The organism is Methylomicrobium sp. Wu6 (genome assembly GCF_035916875.1).
GTDB lineage: Bacteria > Pseudomonadota > Gammaproteobacteria > Methylococcales > Methylomonadaceae > Methylomicrobium.
In genome coordinates, this window is the sequence record NZ_JAXUHN010000052.1 from 1 (window position 1) to 16,794 (window position 16,794).

At 53.2% G+C, this 16,794-nt stretch carries 14 protein-coding genes; 3 read left to right on the forward strand and 11 right to left on the reverse strand.

Features of this window, described 5'->3' with window-relative positions; genetic code table 11:
* Window positions 1-171: 171 nt before the first annotated feature.
* Window positions 172-3,027 carry an EAL domain-containing protein gene (locus U2W12_RS04690; RefSeq protein WP_326499510.1) on the reverse strand — a complete coding sequence of 952 codons (2,856 nt, stop codon included), beginning with the start codon at window positions 3,025-3,027 and terminating at the stop codon, window positions 172-174.
* Window positions 3,028-3,064: 37 nt separating this feature from the next.
* Window positions 3,065-3,796: a PEP-CTERM/exosortase system-associated acyltransferase gene (locus U2W12_RS04695; RefSeq protein WP_326499511.1), complete on the reverse strand. Its 732-nt coding sequence runs from the start codon at window positions 3,794-3,796 to the stop codon at window positions 3,065-3,067.
* Between the two features lie 70 nt (window positions 3,797-3,866).
* Between U2W12_RS04695 and U2W12_RS04700 the strand changes: the two genes are divergently transcribed.
* From U2W12_RS04700 to U2W12_RS04710, 3 genes are all read left to right on the forward strand, one after another.
* On the forward strand, window positions 3,867-4,667 hold the full coding sequence (locus U2W12_RS04700; RefSeq protein WP_326499512.1) for a methyltransferase domain-containing protein: 801 nt from the start codon (window positions 3,867-3,869) through the stop codon (window positions 4,665-4,667).
* 459 nt (window positions 4,668-5,126) lie between these two features.
* Window positions 5,127-7,268: a V-type H(+)-translocating pyrophosphatase gene (locus U2W12_RS04705; RefSeq protein WP_326499513.1), complete on the forward strand. Its 2,142-nt coding sequence runs from the start codon at window positions 5,127-5,129 to the stop codon at window positions 7,266-7,268.
* A 629-nt stretch (window positions 7,269-7,897) separates the two neighbouring features.
* Window positions 7,898-8,494, forward strand: coding sequence for a hypothetical protein (locus U2W12_RS04710; RefSeq protein ID WP_326499514.1), 597 nt, complete (start codon window positions 7,898-7,900; stop codon window positions 8,492-8,494).
* Window positions 8,495-8,673: 179 nt separating this feature from the next.
* Here U2W12_RS04710 and U2W12_RS04715 read toward each other — a convergent pair whose 3' ends face one another.
* From U2W12_RS04715 to U2W12_RS04755, 9 genes are all read right to left on the reverse strand, one after another.
* Entirely contained in the window at window positions 8,674-8,988 is a 315-nt protein-coding gene (locus U2W12_RS04715; protein ID WP_326499515.1) for a VanZ family protein, read from the reverse strand.
* A 123-nt stretch (window positions 8,989-9,111) separates the two neighbouring features.
* Window positions 9,112-10,029, reverse strand: coding sequence for a dTDP-4-dehydrorhamnose reductase (rfbD, locus tag U2W12_RS04720; protein WP_326499516.1), 918 nt, complete (start codon window positions 10,027-10,029; stop codon window positions 9,112-9,114).
* Window positions 10,026-10,574: a dTDP-4-dehydrorhamnose 3,5-epimerase gene (gene rfbC, locus U2W12_RS04725; protein WP_326499517.1), complete on the reverse strand. Its 549-nt coding sequence runs from the start codon at window positions 10,572-10,574 to the stop codon at window positions 10,026-10,028. The genes rfbD and rfbC overlap by 4 nt, the downstream gene beginning before the upstream one ends.
* 2 nt (window positions 10,575-10,576) lie before the next feature.
* The gene (gene rfbA, locus U2W12_RS04730) at window positions 10,577-11,449 is read right to left on the reverse strand and encodes a glucose-1-phosphate thymidylyltransferase RfbA (protein ID WP_326499518.1); all 873 of its coding nucleotides are present in this window, start codon (window positions 11,447-11,449) and stop codon (window positions 10,577-10,579) included.
* A complete protein-coding gene (rfbB, locus tag U2W12_RS04735; RefSeq protein ID WP_326499519.1) occupies window positions 11,446-12,513 on the reverse strand; it encodes a dTDP-glucose 4,6-dehydratase in 1,068 nt (355 codons plus the stop codon). Before rfbB ends, rfbA begins: the two co-directional genes overlap by 4 nt.
* Window positions 12,514-12,875: 362 nt before the next feature.
* The gene (locus U2W12_RS04740) at window positions 12,876-13,145 is read right to left on the reverse strand and encodes a Txe/YoeB family addiction module toxin (RefSeq protein WP_326499520.1); all 270 of its coding nucleotides are present in this window, start codon (window positions 13,143-13,145) and stop codon (window positions 12,876-12,878) included.
* Window positions 13,138-13,419, reverse strand: coding sequence for a type II toxin-antitoxin system prevent-host-death family antitoxin (locus tag U2W12_RS04745; RefSeq protein WP_326499521.1), 282 nt, complete (start codon window positions 13,417-13,419; stop codon window positions 13,138-13,140). Before U2W12_RS04745 ends, U2W12_RS04740 begins: the two co-directional genes overlap by 8 nt.
* 365 nt (window positions 13,420-13,784) lie before the next feature.
* Window positions 13,785-15,209, reverse strand: coding sequence for a phosphomannomutase (locus U2W12_RS04750; protein ID WP_326499522.1), 1,425 nt, complete (start codon window positions 15,207-15,209; stop codon window positions 13,785-13,787).
* Between the two features lie 48 nt (window positions 15,210-15,257).
* Window positions 15,258-16,673, reverse strand: a complete 1,416-nt coding sequence (locus U2W12_RS04755; RefSeq protein WP_326499523.1) for a mannose-1-phosphate guanylyltransferase/mannose-6-phosphate isomerase — start codon at window positions 16,671-16,673, stop codon at window positions 15,258-15,260.
* Window positions 16,674-16,794: the final 121 nt, after the last annotated feature.

The window sequence follows — 16,794 nt, forward strand, 5'->3', positions numbered from 1 at the left end:
GGCAATGCCGTTAAGTTAAGAAGAAAGCTCCCTCTCCTGCTGGAGAGGGTTGGGGTGAGGAGGATCAAAAATAAGGAAAAATACTTTATTTTGATCCCCCCATCCCAACCTTCTCCCGAAGGGAGAAGGAGCGAAGCTTCTCTTAACTTAATGGCATTGGGGGGGGTAACCTCAGCTGGCAACCTTGATCTTTTCCCAATGAAACTCGGGATGCGGCATGGGCTTGCCGATGCCGTAGCCCTGCGCATAATCAATGCCGATGCCGGCCAGCACCTCCAGAATGTCCTGATTTTCGACGAATTCGGCTATCGTTTTGATGCCCATGCCTTGGCCGACGCTGTTGATGGCGTTCACGAAAAGCTGATCTTCGCGGCTATGCACGATGTTTTTAACGAATGAGCCGTCAATCTTCAAATAATTGACCGGCAATTGTTTCAGATAGCTCATCGATGAAAAACCGACACCGAAATCGTCCAGCGCGAAACTGCCGCCGATGCTTTCGATTTGCAGGATCAAATCATGCGCGGCTTGCAGTCTCGTTACCGCCTGCGTTTCGGTGACTTCAAAAATGAAATGCTCCGCATCGAGGTGGTATTGCTGTAAAAACCGGCTGATCACGGTAAAGGCATCCGGGTTGGACAGCATTTCGGCCGACAGATTGATCGACATTTTGATATTGCAGCCTTGCCGCAAGAGTTCGGCCTGTGTTCTGAACGCCAGTTCGATTACACGCAGGTCGATTTGATAAATCAGCCCGGTTTGTTCCGCGACCTCGATAAACTTTGCCGGAGGGGATATTTCTCCACCCTCGCCAACCATTCTGAGCAAACATTCGTAATGCACAATCGTCCGGTCGGCAATCCGCATGATCGGTTGGTAATACAGTACGAAGCGGTTTTCCTCGAGCGCCTTTTCGATCCTGGCCTTCCAGGTCACCCGGCTCTTGATTTGTTTGCGGTTGATGTCGTCATGGCTGGCCAGCCGCCAGCCGCCCCGCCCTTCTTCTTTCGCCCGATACATCGCAATGTCGACCGACGCCAACAGATCATGCGCACTGCAATTGCCTTCCGGAAACATCAATAAGCCCGCGCTGACCGAGACGCGGTGCTGCTCACTGTCAATGCCAATGACGACGGTGGCCATTTCGCTGCATAATTTCTGCGCCAGATCCTCGGCCTGTTTTTGATCGACATTGGAGGCTAAAAGGATAAATTCGTCGCCACCGAAGCGCGCGATAATATCCGCCTGGCGCGTGATGTGCCGGAGTTTTTCGGCCACCTTGACCAACAGTTCATCGCCGACCTGATGACCGCTGCTGTCGTTGATATATTTGAATTGATCGATATCGAAGAACACGATAGCGGACTTGTGATCTTGCCGAATTGCCAGACTGATCGCATGTTCAAGCTCCTTCTCGAATTTACGGCGATTATAGAGGCTGGTCAGGGGATCGTGTTCGGCCAGCCAGGTCAGGCGATTTTCCGATTTTTTGCGTTCGGTCAGATCGAGACCAACGACCAAGGTTTCATCCGTCGATTCGACACCGAGTTCTTCGATGAACAGCGGCGACAAATACCAGGAAAGATAGAGCTCGGAACCGTCCACCGCAAAAATCGGACACTCGAACTGCAAACTTTTGGTCTGCGTTCGCTCAAAAACGCCGTTCGACGCGCGGATCAGTTCGGAAGTCTCTGGGGTAAAAAACAGCTCGGAAAATAGTTTGCCGACCAGATCGCTTGCCGAATAGCCGGTTAATTGCTCGGTAAATTTATTGACCGTGCGGATCATGCCCGTTTTGTCGATGGTCAAAATGATCACCTGCGCGGTGTTCAGCATATTATCGATAAAGTTTTTCTCGATTAAAAGCTCCTTTGCCTGATTCGACAGGGCTTGAGTGCGCTGATTGACCTGATCATCGAGTTCTTGCAGCGTGCAGATCAGTGCATGCGACGCGCTTTCCAGCACATCGATTTCGTCCTTGACCCATGCGCGTTTCGACGGCCGGATATGCTTTGCAACGGCGTGATATTGTTTTTTCGCAATCAGCGGGAACACATTGACCAGACTCTTGAGTCGTCGCGTCGGTCCGATCAATAAAAACAACAAGACACCGCCGGATAATAGCAGGCTCAACAAACCGCTCAGCGCATACAAGGCGGTTGCCTGCTTGACGCTATTCAATGATGAGCTGACATCTTCGATAATCAGCAACCGTGTTGAGTCGCTGCCTTCAAAAGGCAGTGAAATAAGGTCGTAAGTCTTACCGCCGACTTCGATAATCAGCGATCCTTGCGGCAAATCTTCAGGATGCCGCTTGCTGACTTCTGTCAGCAATGCCGAATTTTTGTTAAACTCGGTCATCGCGATCACGTTCATCGACCAAGGCTCAATCCGCAGAATGCTGCTATTGGCGCTGGGCGGATGCTTGGTCAGAATGCCGGCATCCAGACCGATCACTTTTTTCAATTTTAAAACCGAATCGGCCAAATCGATGCCAAAGATAAAAATGCCGAGGAAATCGCCGTTATGTAAAAATGGCGTCGTGCGGAAATGAATGCAACGATCCTCGCACCCGATATAGTCGTAAGAGGTTTCATTTTTAGCGGCGAGACGAACCCATTGATCAAACTGCTTTTGGTAGCCCGCGTCGCCCCAATTGCCGAGTCTTCGGGCATCCTTAGTGAACAGAAAAACCGAGGCAATCTGCGATTCCAGCTCGATTTGCGACCAGTTCCTGTCGATGGTTTTTTTAATGGCATCCAATGCCTTGTCCGGCCCCATCGTGGACTCCAAAAGTCCCGGTATTAACCAGCTGATGTCGATCCTGTCACTCTTGACTTGCTCCAAGATGGCTTGAAAAGCCTGGGAATACGCATGGTGCAAGCGGGACCGCTCCTGTTCATAATTTTTGTTCAAGGTGAATTGGCCAAAAAGCACAATCGCCCCAGAAGCAAGAAAAGTCGCAAAACTAACGGACAGTATCGCTTTCCAGACCAGACTCAAAAAACATTGTGTGTTTTTTTCCATAGCGGGGTGGGAAATTGATGCAATTTTCAGGATAAAACTAACCGAGTAATTCAGATTGTATCGTATCGTAAAGCGCCCGGTATTCCGAATTTAGATTTTTGTAGATTGGCTCGGGAAAAATGAGGTACGGCGCGCGATGGCCAAAATAATCAACCGTTTCGCCAATCTGGTGCAAGCCGACACCGAATCGCGTCAATAATCTGGCCAGGCGCGGCTCCATCAGGCCAACACCGTAATCGAGCTTTTCTTCCTGCATCAAAATCGCGGTCGCGAATATCATACAAACCGGCAAATAACTGACCGGGAAGCGTTTACCGTTCGCGTCGCCGGTTGCCTCTTGCTCGTTTTCAAAATCACCGTTCATATCGCTCTCCCGTCGCCGGAAAGAAGAAAGGATCAACATTCTGGACGCCTCGGCCGTTTTTCCGGTTCTGATATGCTCGACCGGCGCCCGGCTAAAGTCGAACGGTTTTGGATAATGTTCTTCAACCGGTAGCGTCTGCGTCGGACTGACATGCAGCGGAACCAGTCTGACATTGCCGATGGGTTGGTTGGTCGGTTTATGATAAAGTAACGCATGAATCGAACAAGGGTCCCATAAATCGGTTTCCAACCCCTCGCCAAGCATATCGGAGGCAATTATTTTTTTTTCTTCATAATAAACACGATAGCGTATATGAAAAGCAATTTTCTTTAGTTCAGGGCTGGTCGCCTTAATCATCCGGAAATATTTTTTATAATGCGATATCAGAGTTGAATCGCCCAGCATGTGAATCTCCTCGACCGAGTATTACATCATAAGTAATATAATTCATCGTTGCAATTTATTCAGACAATTTATGAGCTCTTCACAAGACTTCGACGGACAAGTTAGTTTTTTCTATCTTACCAAAACAGCGGCCGTCTTGGCGGCACTCAAACAACGCAGTTACGAGCGGCTTGCCGTCGGTAAAGAAAGCCGCCTGCTGGACTTAGGCTGCGGCCCGGGGGGGGATGTATTCGCTCTGGCCGGCATGATCGATCCTTCCGGCCAGATTACAGGTTTCGATAATGACATCGGCATGCTTAAGCAGGCCTCGACGGCCGGCGCGCATGACGCTTTAAAAGACCGGGCCGCTTTCATTCAGGGCAATGCGCAGGATCTCCCTTTTCAAGATAATGTTTTCGACGGCTGCCGCAGCGAACGGCTTTTCATGCATCTCGACCAACCCGAACGCACGTTGGCGGAAATGCAACGGGTGACCCGACCGGGCGGCAAAATTGTCGTGATCGATACCGACTGGCTTAGTTTATCGATCGATACGCCGTTTCCGGCGACCGAGCGCGCGCTGTCCGAGTATCGGCTGGCGCGCGTGCTCAAAAACGGCTATTCCGGACGCAGCCTATACCGTCAATTTAAACAATGCCAGCTTGCGGATGTCCAGGTTGAAGTTTATCCGTTATGCGTAACCGACCTGGACCTGTTTTATTTTTTGACGATGCAGGAAGCAATCGAAGAGCAAGCGCTCGCCGCGCAATGGATTAGCGCCGTGCAATTGGAAGATTGGCGCCGCGAAATCCGACGCGCCGCCGACGCAGGTTGCTTTTACGCCAGCGCGAACATGGTCATGATTTCGGCGGTAAAGCCCGAATTCACATAATGGACATGCATCGCCAGACCGCGGACGCAGGGTGTGCCTGTCCTTAATCCTACAGCCGAAGATTCCCCGCATTCAAGAAGACAATCCCGCTTCGCTTTTCGTTCGCAATCCAAAAAACTCTATCGAGTCGCACTCAAAAGAAAATCGCATCCGGCAATTTTTTATTGTGGTTATTTTAACTTTTCAGTAACCTACTCGACAGCTTGTGTAATTGTCAACCGCCCGATTCGCCGATTGTGGCGAAAAAATAGACTCACGCAACCGGATGGGCTGGGATCGAAACAAAATTATCTGCCTTTCCCGCCGGTTTTACATGCATGAAGGTTTTGGAGGGACTTTTTCATCATGTTGATGTGAAACAACAGGCTTTCCCGGCGTTTTTTCCGTGCGTTCCTGCGGAAACGCCTTGACCGTTGCCAAGCTATTTATCAATAACAATAACTAAAAATAGGAGGAACGGTGTTTAGCGCATCGCTGTCGATCATTATTGCATTACTGATGGGGCTTCTGGGCGTGATTTACGTCCTTTGGCAGTTAAAAATCATTCTTGGCTACGACCGCGGCAATGCCGCCATGCAAGCGATCGCGGAAGCCATTCAAGAAGGGGCTTCGGCTTTTCTTAACCGGGAATACCGGGTTCTGGCTGTTTTCGTTGTGATCGTGGCGTCGGTCATTTCATCTTTTCTGCAATGGCAGACTGCGCTGTGCTTCGTCGTCGGCGCCATCGCCTCCGCGGGCGCGGGTTATTTGGGCATGTATGTCGCGGTGCGCGCGAATGTCAGGACCGCCGCGGCGGCCAGCCGAGGTCTGCATGAAGGCCTTCGGGTCGCCTTCGGCAGCGGCGCGATCATGGGCATGTCTGTAGTCAGCTTCAGCCTGATCGGCATGACGACTCTCTATTTGATATTCAACGGCGATCCGAACCAATTGACCTATGTGACCGGTTTCGGTTTCGGCGCGAGCAGCATCGCGTTGTTCGCGCGCGTCGGCGGCGGCATCTACACCAAGGCCGCCGATGTCGGAGCCGACCTGGTCGGCAAGGTCGAAAAAGGCATTCCCGAGGACGACCCGCGCAATCCTGCGGTGATTGCCGATAACGTCGGCGACAATGTCGGCGATGTCGCAGGCATGGGCGCGGACCTGTTCGAAAGTTACAGCGGCTCGATCATCGCGGCCGCGACGCTCGGCGCGACGCTCGGCGCGGATAAAGCCGCCGCCTTCATCGGGCTGCCGTTTCTGGTCGCGGCGGTCGGCGTGTTGTCCAGCCTGTTCGGGATTTACATGGTGACCGGAGAAGAGCAAAATCCGGCCGAAGCCACAACCAAAATTTACCCCGGCCATTCCTTATGGATTCGCTACAGCCACCATTTGCGGCGCTTCGTGGCCAAAATCGACGAGCACGCCTCGCTGGAAGATTTGTTGGCGGCGCTGCGCCGCTCGGTTTGGGGCGCATCCGCCGCGGTCTTGGCGCTCAGCTTGTTGACCGTGCTGGTTTCCGGCGTCAGCATCAATTATTGGCTGGTAATCCTGGTCGGCCTGATCGCCGGCAATGGCATCGCCTACGCGACCGAATATTTCACCTCCTACACCGACAAACCGACTCTCTCGATCGCGCACGCCACGCAAACCGGCCCCGCGACGACGATCATTCAGGGCATGGCAGTCGGCATGCTGAGCACGCTGTTTCCGGTATTGATTACCGCAGCCGCGATTCTGCTCAGCATCTGGCTCGGCTACAAAGCTGACGGAACAATGGCTGCAGGTCTCTACGCGGTCGCATTGTCCGGCGTCGGCATGCTCAGCACGCTCGGCGTGACGCTTGCGACCGACGCTTACGGCCCGGTCGCTGACAATGCCGGCGGTATCGCCGAAATGGCACGATTGCCGGGCGAAGTCCGCCACCGCACCGATGCGCTGGACAGCCTGGGCAACACAACCGCGGCCACCGGCAAAGGCTTTGCGATCGGCTCGGCGGTATTGACCGCATTGGCGCTGCTGGCAGCCTATGTGACTGCCGCGAAAATCGAAAGCTTGAACATTCTCGGCCCGACCATGCTGCCCGGCATTTTGATCGGCGCGATGATGCCGTATCTATTTTCGGCTTTGACGATGATGGCGGTCGGCAAGGCCGCGCACGCGATTGTGATGGAAGTGCGCCGCCAGTTCCATGAAATTCCGGGCTTGATGGAAGGCACTGCGCAACCCGATTACAAAGCCTGCGTCGGCATCAGCACCGAAGGAGCGCTCAAGGAAATGATTCTGCCGGGAGCCCTGGCGGTGGTTGTGCCGATTGTAGTCGGCCATGTGCTCGGCAAGGAAGCCCTGGCCGGCATGCTGATCGGCACGATGAGTTCCGGCTTCCTGCTCGCGGTGATGATGGCGAACGCGGGCGGCGCCTGGGATAACGCGAAAAAGTGGATCGAAACCGGACAATACGGCGGCAAAGGTTCGGATGCGCATAAAGCCGCGGTCGTCGGCGATACCGTCGGCGACCCATTCAAGGACACCAGCGGCCCGTCGTTGAACATTTTGATCAAGCTGATGACAATCGTCAGCCTGGTGTTCGCGACGTCGTTCGGCTCAGGATGGTTAAGCTTTTGATTTTAAATGCATACTGACAGAAAAAGGTCCGAAGCTGTTCACAGCGATAGCGGCTCCGAAGCAATCGCCGGCCGAGCGGAGCCAAAGCCGGTTGTTCGCTTCGGCTCCGCTCAGCGAACAGCTTCCCTAAGCGAGCCGGGGTTTGCAGCCTCGGCCCATGCTTAAAGACTGCCCATAAGCGCAAATTTTCATGCATGCCCAAGCTCTCCAAACATTACCGACGGGATATATATCCCGTCCGGACCGAGGAAACAACGTTACCATTCGTCTAACTTTAATTTTAAGTAGAAAAACAAGATTTCTGTTTGGATTTTAACAAAAAAACGCACAGTAAGGTTCCGTTTCTACAAAAGTCAGTCTCTTTTATCTTTTCCCATTAGAATGACCGGCAATCCGTCAAACCCGGCTTCATGGAAAACTCAAAGCTTTGGGCATGAGAAGATCCCCTCCCCTTATCGGTAAAGCATCGTTAAGCTCATGTACCGCCTTGGTCAATCCAACGATCAATTTAGGCCTCAAATTTAATTCTCTTTTTTGATAGAGTGCTAGAAATTAAATTCGAATTTTTTCGAAAAACTATTAGACTTTAATTGCCATTTTATAATTCTTCAATTTTTTAGGACAAGACCATGAAAATAGTTACTTTACTGCTTAGTATAGTGATGCTCGTAGCAATGCCTTTAGCGAATGCGGCAACATCCAAGGATCTTAAACAGGAAGCAATACAAGTTGCAAAGACAAATAACAAAGCCTTTGTCAAGGCAGCGAAAGATGATGCTGCGGCCGCTAGAGCACAGCAAAAAGCAGAAAAAGAATTAGCTAAGTTACTAAAGTCTTCCAACCCGGATCCAGCCAAAATCGCTGCCGCTCAGGCAAAACTTGATGCAGCGTCCGCTCGCAAAGCTGCGGCAGCGGCACAATTAACGCTGGTAGCCGAACAAAAAAAAGCGAGTGACGAGGCATTACAACTCATAAAGGATAAAGCCGCCGCCGCTGTGCTTGCGGAAAAAGCAGAAAAGAAAGCCGCTAATGCACAACTAAAAGCAGAAAAGAAACTTGCTAAATTAGAAAACTCCTCCAAACCGGATCAAGCAAAAATCGATGCTGCTCGGGCAGCAGCTGAGAAAGCAAAGGCCATTAAAGAAGCAGCCGAAGAACTCGCTAAGAACGCTTATCAACAGCTGAAAGATCTAGTGGATCAACTCCATCCTGTTAGCCCTTCTTGAGCTTTTGTAAAAGGCTAGGGGCTGTTGCCATTTTACATGGGCAGCCAGATAAAACCGCAGGCCAAGGCGATGACTGAACGGGATGGGGGTTTGCAACCCCGTCCCGGACGTTTGAACTGCGCAAATCAACATACACATCCAAGCCTCTCTCCAAATGTTGCGTCCGGCTCCAGGTTCCTCTAGTTATCGGCATAAACAACTTCGGCATTGCCTCCCTTTCGTTTTGCCAACACCAGGAAAAGCAAAACCATCCAACTTCCGATCACATCGGCCAACCAGTCCCAAACGCTTGAAGTACGACCCGGCAGATAAGACTGAAAATACTCATGTCCCATGCCCAGAACGGCCATCAAAGCCAATAGCCGCCAAAATCTATGCTTGCGATCCAGTCCCCACCACAACAACGCGCTTAAAAAACCATAAACGGAAGCATGAACCAGTTTATCCCAGGGCGCTGAAACGTGAAGCGCCGTGCTGCCTTGCAGTTCCATCATGGCTAAAAACGTCATCAAGGATACCGCAGTCCCTAAACTGAATAATCGCCAAAACGAAAATCGCTTATGCCTGATCATGCTGTTTTATCGGAAAAAGAACTAAGCTGCCGGTAATGAAAGTAATCAACACGTCCCAAACTCCTCCAGAACCATCGTTAAACTCTGCTGCCAGGAAGGCATCCGGATACCAAAGGTCTCGAAAAGTTTGGCGTTGGACATCACGGAATACATTGGGCGAATAGCCGGGGTAGGATATGCGGCCGTGTTAATCGGCTTGATAACAAGCGGCTTATCCCGACCATCCAGCAATCCGTAAGCAACCGCTTCCTTAACAAAACCGCACCAAGTCGTCTGACCCTGAGACGTCAGGTGATAGGTGTCACTTAGCCTAGTCGGCAAATCGGCACTGTCACCAGGCGCATAAAGCTGCGCCAGCATCTGGGCCGTACATTCGGCTATCGCCCGGCTCCAGGTGGGGGCACCGGTTTGATCATTCACGACGCCAAGTTCGTCACGCTCCCGTCCTAATCGGCGCATGGTCAGTAAAAAATTCTTTCCCCGTACGCCGTAGACCCAGCTCGTCCGTAAGATCAGATGATTCGCTCCAGCGTTTCGAATCGCCTGTTCTCCCGCCAGTTTGCTTGCGCCATAGACATTCAGCGGATTGGGTTGGTCATCCTCAACGTAAGGCTCCCGCTTGATTCCGTCGAAGACGTAATCGGTTGAGTAATGTACCAGCAATGCCCCCAAACGCTTGACCTCCTCGGCAAGAACACCGGGGGCTATCGCATTCACCGCCATCGCCAAATCGGCTTCCGACTCGGCCTTGTCCACCGCTGTATAAGCGGCAGGATTGACGATAATGTCGGGCTTCAGCTGACGGATGAAATGACGTATCGCATCCGCATCGGCCAAATCCAACTCAGCGGAACCAATGCCTATCACCTCCCCCAGAGTGGACAAGCTGCGCCGCAACTCCCATCCCACCTGACCCGACTTGCCGGTGACCAGAATTTTCCTTACCCCGCACCCTACCTTCACTCGAATACCTCGGCATCCTTTAGCAATTGACCTGCCTGATCTTTAGCCGACAGCACCGGCGCCGCACCGTATAATTGCCAGTCTATGGCCAATGCCGGATCATTCCACAAAATCGATCGCTCGTGTTCCGGCGCCCAATAATCGGTGGTTTTATAAAGAAATTCGGCGGTTTCGCTGAGTACCACGAAGCCATGGGCAAAACCGGGCGGTATCCACAGCGTGCGTTTGTTCTCCGCGCTTAAAATGACACTGAACGACTTCCCGAAAGTCGGCGAGCTTTTGCGAATATCCACGGCCACATCCAGCACCTCGCCCACCACCGCGCGCACCAGCTTGCCTTGGGGCTGCCGTATCTGGTAATGCAGCCCACGCAATACATGGCGCGCGGATTTTGAGTGATTGTCCTGCACAAATGCCAAATCGACACCCGTCAGCTCGGCGAAGCCCCTGGCATTGAAGCTCTCATAAAAAAATCCGCGCTCATCGCCAAAGATTTTAGGCTCAACAATCAGCAAATCGGATATGCCCGTCGGTACGATATTCATAATCAGTCTCTTTCCCTTATCAGCCGTTGCAAATATTGCCCGTAGCCATTCTTGGCCAACGGCACGATCAATTGTTTTAGCTGTTCGACAGAAATATAACCTCTGGAAAAAGCGATTTCTTCCAGGCAGGCGATCTTCAACCCTTGGCGTTTTTCCAGGGTCTGAATGAACAGCGATGCCTCCAGCAAAGACTCATGCGTCCCGGTATCCAACCACGCATAGCCGCGCCCCATCACCTTCACGTCCAGATTACCTTGCTCCAGATAAATCTGATTCACCGTGGTAATCTCAAGCTCGCCGCGAGCCGAAGGCTTGATCGACTTGGCGATATCCACCACCCTGTTATCGTAAAAATACAATCCCGTTACCGCATAGTTGGATTTAGGACGAACAGGCTTCTCTTCCAGGCTAACCGCTTTACCTTGTTCATCGAACTCAACCACGCCATAGCGTTCCGGATCATCCACATGATAGGCGAACACGGTGCCGCCCTCCTGCTTGGTTGCCGCGGCATGCAACAACACATCCATGCCATGCCCATAAAAAATGTTGTCGCCGAGCACCAGGGCGCAGGCATCATCTCCGATGAACTCCTCGCCAATAATGAACGACTGCGCGAGGCCATCCGGTGAAGGCTGCACCGCGTAACTCAAATCGATCCCCCACTGTTTACCGTCGCCCAACAGTTGCTCAAAGCGCGGTGTATCTTGCGGTGTAGAGATAACTAAAATCTCACGTATCCCGGCCAACATCAAAATAGACAGCGGGTAATAAATCATCGGCTTGTCATACACCGGCAGCAGCTGCTTCGAGACAGCCTGTGTCACAGGGTAAAGCCGCGTACCCGAACCTCCCGCCAAAATAATGCCCTTCATGCCACACTCCTGTTCGCGTAATTTTTTTGCACCCAGTTTTGATAGTCGCCGCTGGTCACGTTTTGCACCCAATCGGTATTTTGTAAATACCATTCGACGGTCTTGCGCAGGCCGGACTCGAAGGTCTCTTGCGGTTTCCAGCCCAGGTCGCGGGCAATCTTGGTCGCATCAATCGCGTAACGACGATCGTGCCCCGGACGATCCTGCACGAAGGTAATCAATTGGCTATGCGGCGCGCCCTGCGGGTGTAGTTCATCCAGAATGGCGCAGATGGATTGCACGACTTCCAGATTGGTCTTCTCGTTCCAGCCGCCAATATTATAGGTCTCGCCCAGCTTGCCACGTTCCAGCACCAGGCGTAAAGCGCGCGCATGGTCGTCTACATAGAGCCAATCGCGAATGTTGTCCCCCTTGCCATAGATCGGCAGGGATTTACCGTTGACCGCGTTCAAGATCACCAGCGGGATGAGTTTTTCAGGAAAATGGTAGGGGCCGTAGTTATTCGAGCAATTGGTGGTGACGACCGGCAAGCCATAGGTGTGATGCCAGGCACGCACCAGGTGATCGGAAGAGGCCTTGCTGGCGGAATACGGGGAATTGGGCTCATAAGCCGTCTCTTCGGTGAAGAAGCCGTTCTCGCCCAAGCTGCCGTACACCTCATCGGTGGAGATGTGGTGAAAGCGGAATGCGGCCTTGCGCTCGACGCCCAGACCATTCCAGTATTCACGCGCGGCCTCCAACAAGGTATAAGTGCCAACGATGTTGGTCTGGATAAAATCGGCCGGGCCGGAGATGGAGCGATCCACATGCGATTCCGCCGCCAAGTGCATCACGGTACTCGGTTTACACTCGCGGAACACCCGCGCGACTTCGTCTGCATTGCAGATGTCCACCTGCTCAAAGCGATAACGCGGATTTTCCGACACCGAAGCGAGCGATTGCAGATTGCCCGCATAGGTCAGCTTGTCGAGATTGACCACGCTGCAATCGGTTTCGTGGATGAATTGACGAACGACGGCTGAGCCGATGAAGCCGGCGCCGCCGGTGATAAGAATGGTTTTCATCTAATAAAATCTCATACTATTTGGTATGTTGCGATAAGGTATTCATGCCGTTAATACCCGGCTCGTCGGAGCCTATTCACCTTCCGGCAAACCCAGGGCGAGCGGACTTCACTTTTCTGAGCGGGACGGGGTTTATAACCCCGTCCCAAAAGTTTGCAGACTACCCTCCTGCGCAAAGCATTACGCCAATCCAAGGCCTCAAACATTACGGACGGGCTGGGTCCAAGTCATATTGCTTGGCCCAAATATTCACTCCTGCTGGGGCATGCTGCCCCGTCCACAGAGTTTCCATATGCTTAGGAGTATCGGCAGCCCCTAAACGATGGGGACGGGATTGCAAATCCCGTCTCGCCGGGGTATTGTTAATAGTGGTAACGCCCCTGCAAGAATTCAACGCGATCTTGCTTGACTAAATAAACGCAACGGTGTTCTTGCGTGATACGCCGGGACCACACATCCGGTCCCAGATACTTTAGCGGTTCGGGTTTGCCAATGCCATCGAAGGGAACGCGCAGCGTGGCTTTCACAAGTTCCAATAAGCGCTTGGCGACGCGCCGGTCAGTCTCAACCCAATATTGCAAGTCTTCCAGAAATTCCGGATGAAAAACGGCAACGCGGTCGCCGTTACGCATCGATCCCCATCTTTTGCTCAAGGTCTGCAAGCGATATCGGCGCCATGTCTTCCGACCGTGCACGCGCCAATGCTGTCAGTAAGCGTTCCGCATTCTTGGGCGAACGCAGTAAATGTGCGGTTTCCAGCAAGCTTTCAAGTTCGTCCGCCGCAATCATTGCGACTGCCCCTCCGCTCCTGCGCCGCACAACAATCACCTCATGATCATCCACAGCGCGATCCATCAACGATTTCAATTGCTCGCGCGCTTGGCTATAAGTGGTTTCAATTGTCATAACACCCCCATTATTTGTACAGATATATTGTACATAAACAAATAGGCCAGGACAATTGTCAGCCCCCCCCTGCATGCCTTCTTGCGGCTAACCCACCCCGTCTGAATTTCCCTTATAGCGCGAATCCCCATGACGAAATCCATGACATGCTGAAAACTGTCCGCCTCGCGAATTATCCTGAAATCCTCAGTCTCTAAATATCTCGGACGGGATGCATATCGCGCCGGGGAAAGACGATATGATCGTGGACGAGCGCCCATGGCCACATTAATCGATGGCAAAACTGTCTGGAGAGAAAATTTTCTATGCTGAATTTAACCTGACAGACACTTCTAAAAATCCAAAGAGTTATGCCCGCAATGACGTTAGCCGCCTTTTATGCGCACCAGACAAGACCTGACAATTTCTTCGGCGCGCGCCTGTGTCCCGGCCTCCGCATAGCAACGCAGCTCCGGCGCATTGCCAGACGCCCTCAGATGCACAATCTCACCGTTCCCGAAGAACAAGCGCAAACCGTCGGTTTGATCGGAGCCCGCCGGCTGCCCGCACACCTCGCCAAGCAAGGAACTGACGGCCTGCTCTGAGCCCGCCAGCGTCTCAAGCAGTTGCCGGCTCTTCTCGGTCGCGAAGGCGGGAAGCCGGTCGCTGGCGGTAAATCGGGCCGGCAGGCTCGCCGGCAAGTCGGACAGTCTGACGCCGCGCTCCCTGGCCAGCGCCAGCAAGGCCAGCATCGGCAGCACCGCATCGCGCGTCGGCAACGGTTGCAAGCGGCGGCCGTCCTTGCGCAGTTCGGTCGCAACCAGAAAACCGCCGTTCGCCTCGAAACCGACCACCGCATCCAGGCCCTGCCCTACCAACGCCTGCATGCCTTCGATCACGTAAGGCGAGCCGATCCGGGTGCGCTTGACCGTAAAACGCCCGCACTTTTCGACCGCCGTATTGCTGCTGACCGGCGTAGCGATCGCGCCGGCGCCCAGATAATGCGCGCACAAGATGCCGACAATATCGCCGCGCAGCCACTGGCCGTTTTGGTCGCCGAGCAGAGGGCGGTCGGCGTCGCCGTCGGTGGACAAAATCGCATCGAATCCGTAGGTCTTCGCCCATTGCCTGGCTTTCGCCGCATCTTCCGCGCTGACCGCTTCGGTATCGATCGGCACGAATTGATCGGTCCTTTCGATCGCAACGACCTCGGCGCCCAAGGCTTCCAGCAATTCGCGCAACAGATCGCGCGCCACGCTCGAATGCTCGTAAAGCCCCAGCCGCAGGCCGTCCAGTTGTTGCGGCGCGAAAAATTGCAGATAACGGTCGATGAAACCCCGATAAGCCGAGCGATTGGCTTCCGGCAGCGCGGCAACGGCCAGATCGTCCGGCAGCGTCAGTTCCGCGGCGCCGATGGCCGCCTCATCCTGCTTGGTGATTTCCCCGTCGTGGCGATAAAACTTGATGCCGTTGCGGTCGAAAGGGATATGGCTGCCGGTGACCATCAGGGCCGGGATGTTTTGCGCCTGCGCATAAAAGGCCAGGGCCGGCGTCGGGATGATGCCGCAAAAATCGACCTCGAATCCGGCATGACGGATCGCCGCCAAGCAAGCTGCGGCAATCGCAGGGCTGCTGGGGCGTAAATCCATGCCAACCGCCACGCGCGAACCGGGCGTCGGCAGGACGCTGTGCAAAAAAGCCAGCGTATAGGCAAAACATACCTCCGGGTTCAAATCCTCCACCAAGCCCCGTGCGCCGCTGGTGCCGAAGCGGATCGGGCTGAGTGCAATGATTTCACGGCTGTTTTTCATGATTTCCTTGTGAGTGGGTTTAAATGCGGATAAAGAGCATTCCGTAAATCAGAGGGGTTTGATTTGGCGGCCGTAGTGATCGGAGAAGCGGACAATATCGTCTTCGCCTAAATAGCTGCCGGACTGCACCTCGATCATTTCCAGCGGAATGACGCCCGGATTTTCCAAACGGTGAGTCACTCCCAAAGGAATGAAGGTCGACTGATTTTCCGACACCAGCACCTGCTCCTCGCCTCGGGTCACTAAGGCAGTGCCTTTGACGACGACCCAATGCTCCGCGCGATGATGGTGCATCTGGAGAGACAGCTTGGCGCCGGGTTTAACCTCGATCCGTTTGGTTTTATGCCGTTCTCCCATGTCAATTTCGTCATAAAAGCCCCACGGCCGGTACACTTTACGGTGCACATCGGCTTCGGGGCGTTTGTCGTTTTTCAACTGCTCTACCAACAGTTTGACATCTTGCACCCTGTCCTTGGGCGCAATCATGACCGCATCATCGGTTTCCACAACCACCAGATCCCTAATCCCGACGACGGCAACGAGTTTATTCTCCGAATGGATAAAAGAATCATGCGTATCGACGGTAAGCACATCGCCGCGTATCGCGTTCCCCCGATCGTCCTTCGCCGTGACCTCCCATAAAGCCGACCACGAGCCCACATCGTTCCATCCCGCATCCAGCGGAATCACCATGGCTTTATCGGTTTTTTCCATCACCGCATAATCGACCGAATCCGACGGACAAGAAGTGAAAATATTCGCCGGGATACGAACAAAATCGACATCGCGCTGCGCGGCATTAAATGCCTCCCGGCAAATGGCCAGCATTTGCGGATTGAATTTTTCCAGCTCCTGTAGAAAAACTCCGGCTTTGAAAGCAAACATGCCGCTATTCCACAGATAGTCCCCGCTCTCCAAATAGCCTTGCGCCGTTTTTAAGTCTGGCTTCTCGGCAAACGCCGCCACCGGATACGCTGAATCGTCCATGACGGCGACGGCTCCTCGTTTGATGTAACCGTAGCCGGTTTCGGGATGCGTCGGCACGATCCCGAAAGTGACCAGGAAATTTTGTAATGCCAAGCGTTCCGCCTGTTTTACGGCGTCTTGAAACACGGACACCTGTAAAATGACATGATCCGACGGCAAAACCAGCAACACCTCGTCCGGATGGGTCGACAAGGCCGCCAAGGCAATGGCCGGCGCGGTATTGCGGCCAAAAGGCTCCAATATGATCGCGCCCGGCTTGACGTCGATCTCCCGCAACTGTTCAGCCACCATAAACCGGTGCGCTTCATTGCAGACGGCAATCGGCGAGCTTAAGGCGGGCACGCCCTCTAATCGTAGCCAGGTCTCCTGCAGCATCGTATTTTCCGATGTTAAAGGTAAAAACTGTTTTGGATAATGGGTACGCGACAGGGGCCATAGCCGAGTACCGGAACCGCCGGATAAAATGACTGGAATCATAAAAAATAAACCCAATTAAAAATTTTAAATGCTGTAATTAAGGAGCCCCATAAGGCATTCAGACAATTCTCTTCGCTGGACGGGGCATGTTGTAGCCCCGTCCGCAGAGTTTCCACTAGCT

Excerpts from the sequence above, each read along its gene's own strand:
- U2W12_RS04690 (WP_326499510.1), bottom strand. The coding sequence starts at position 3,027 with ATGGAAAAAAACACACAATGTTTTTTGAGTCTGGTCTGGAAAGCGATA.
- U2W12_RS04695 (WP_326499511.1), bottom strand. The coding sequence starts at position 3,796 with ATGCTGGGCGATTCAACTCTGATATCGCATTATAAAAAATATTTCCGG.
- U2W12_RS04700 (WP_326499512.1), top strand. The coding sequence starts at position 3,867 with ATGAGCTCTTCACAAGACTTCGACGGACAAGTTAGTTTTTTCTATCTT.
- U2W12_RS04710 (WP_326499514.1), top strand. The coding sequence starts at position 7,898 with ATGAAAATAGTTACTTTACTGCTTAGTATAGTGATGCTCGTAGCAATG.
- U2W12_RS04715 (WP_326499515.1), bottom strand. The coding sequence starts at position 8,988 with ATGATGGAACTGCAAGGCAGCACGGCGCTTCACGTTTCAGCGCCCTGG.
- rfbC (WP_326499517.1), bottom strand. The coding sequence starts at position 10,574 with ATGAATATCGTACCGACGGGCATATCCGATTTGCTGATTGTTGAGCCT.
- rfbA (WP_326499518.1), bottom strand. The coding sequence starts at position 11,449 with ATGAAGGGCATTATTTTGGCGGGAGGTTCGGGTACGCGGCTTTACCCT.
- rfbB (WP_326499519.1), bottom strand. The coding sequence starts at position 12,513 with ATGAAAACCATTCTTATCACCGGCGGCGCCGGCTTCATCGGCTCAGCC.
- U2W12_RS04740 (WP_326499520.1), bottom strand. The coding sequence starts at position 13,145 with ATGCGTAACGGCGACCGCGTTGCCGTTTTTCATCCGGAATTTCTGGAA.
- U2W12_RS04745 (WP_326499521.1), bottom strand. The coding sequence starts at position 13,419 with ATGACAATTGAAACCACTTATAGCCAAGCGCGCGAGCAATTGAAATCG.
- U2W12_RS04750 (WP_326499522.1), bottom strand. The coding sequence starts at position 15,209 with ATGAAAAACAGCCGTGAAATCATTGCACTCAGCCCGATCCGCTTCGGC.
- U2W12_RS04755 (WP_326499523.1), bottom strand. The coding sequence starts at position 16,673 with ATGATTCCAGTCATTTTATCCGGCGGTTCCGGTACTCGGCTATGGCCC.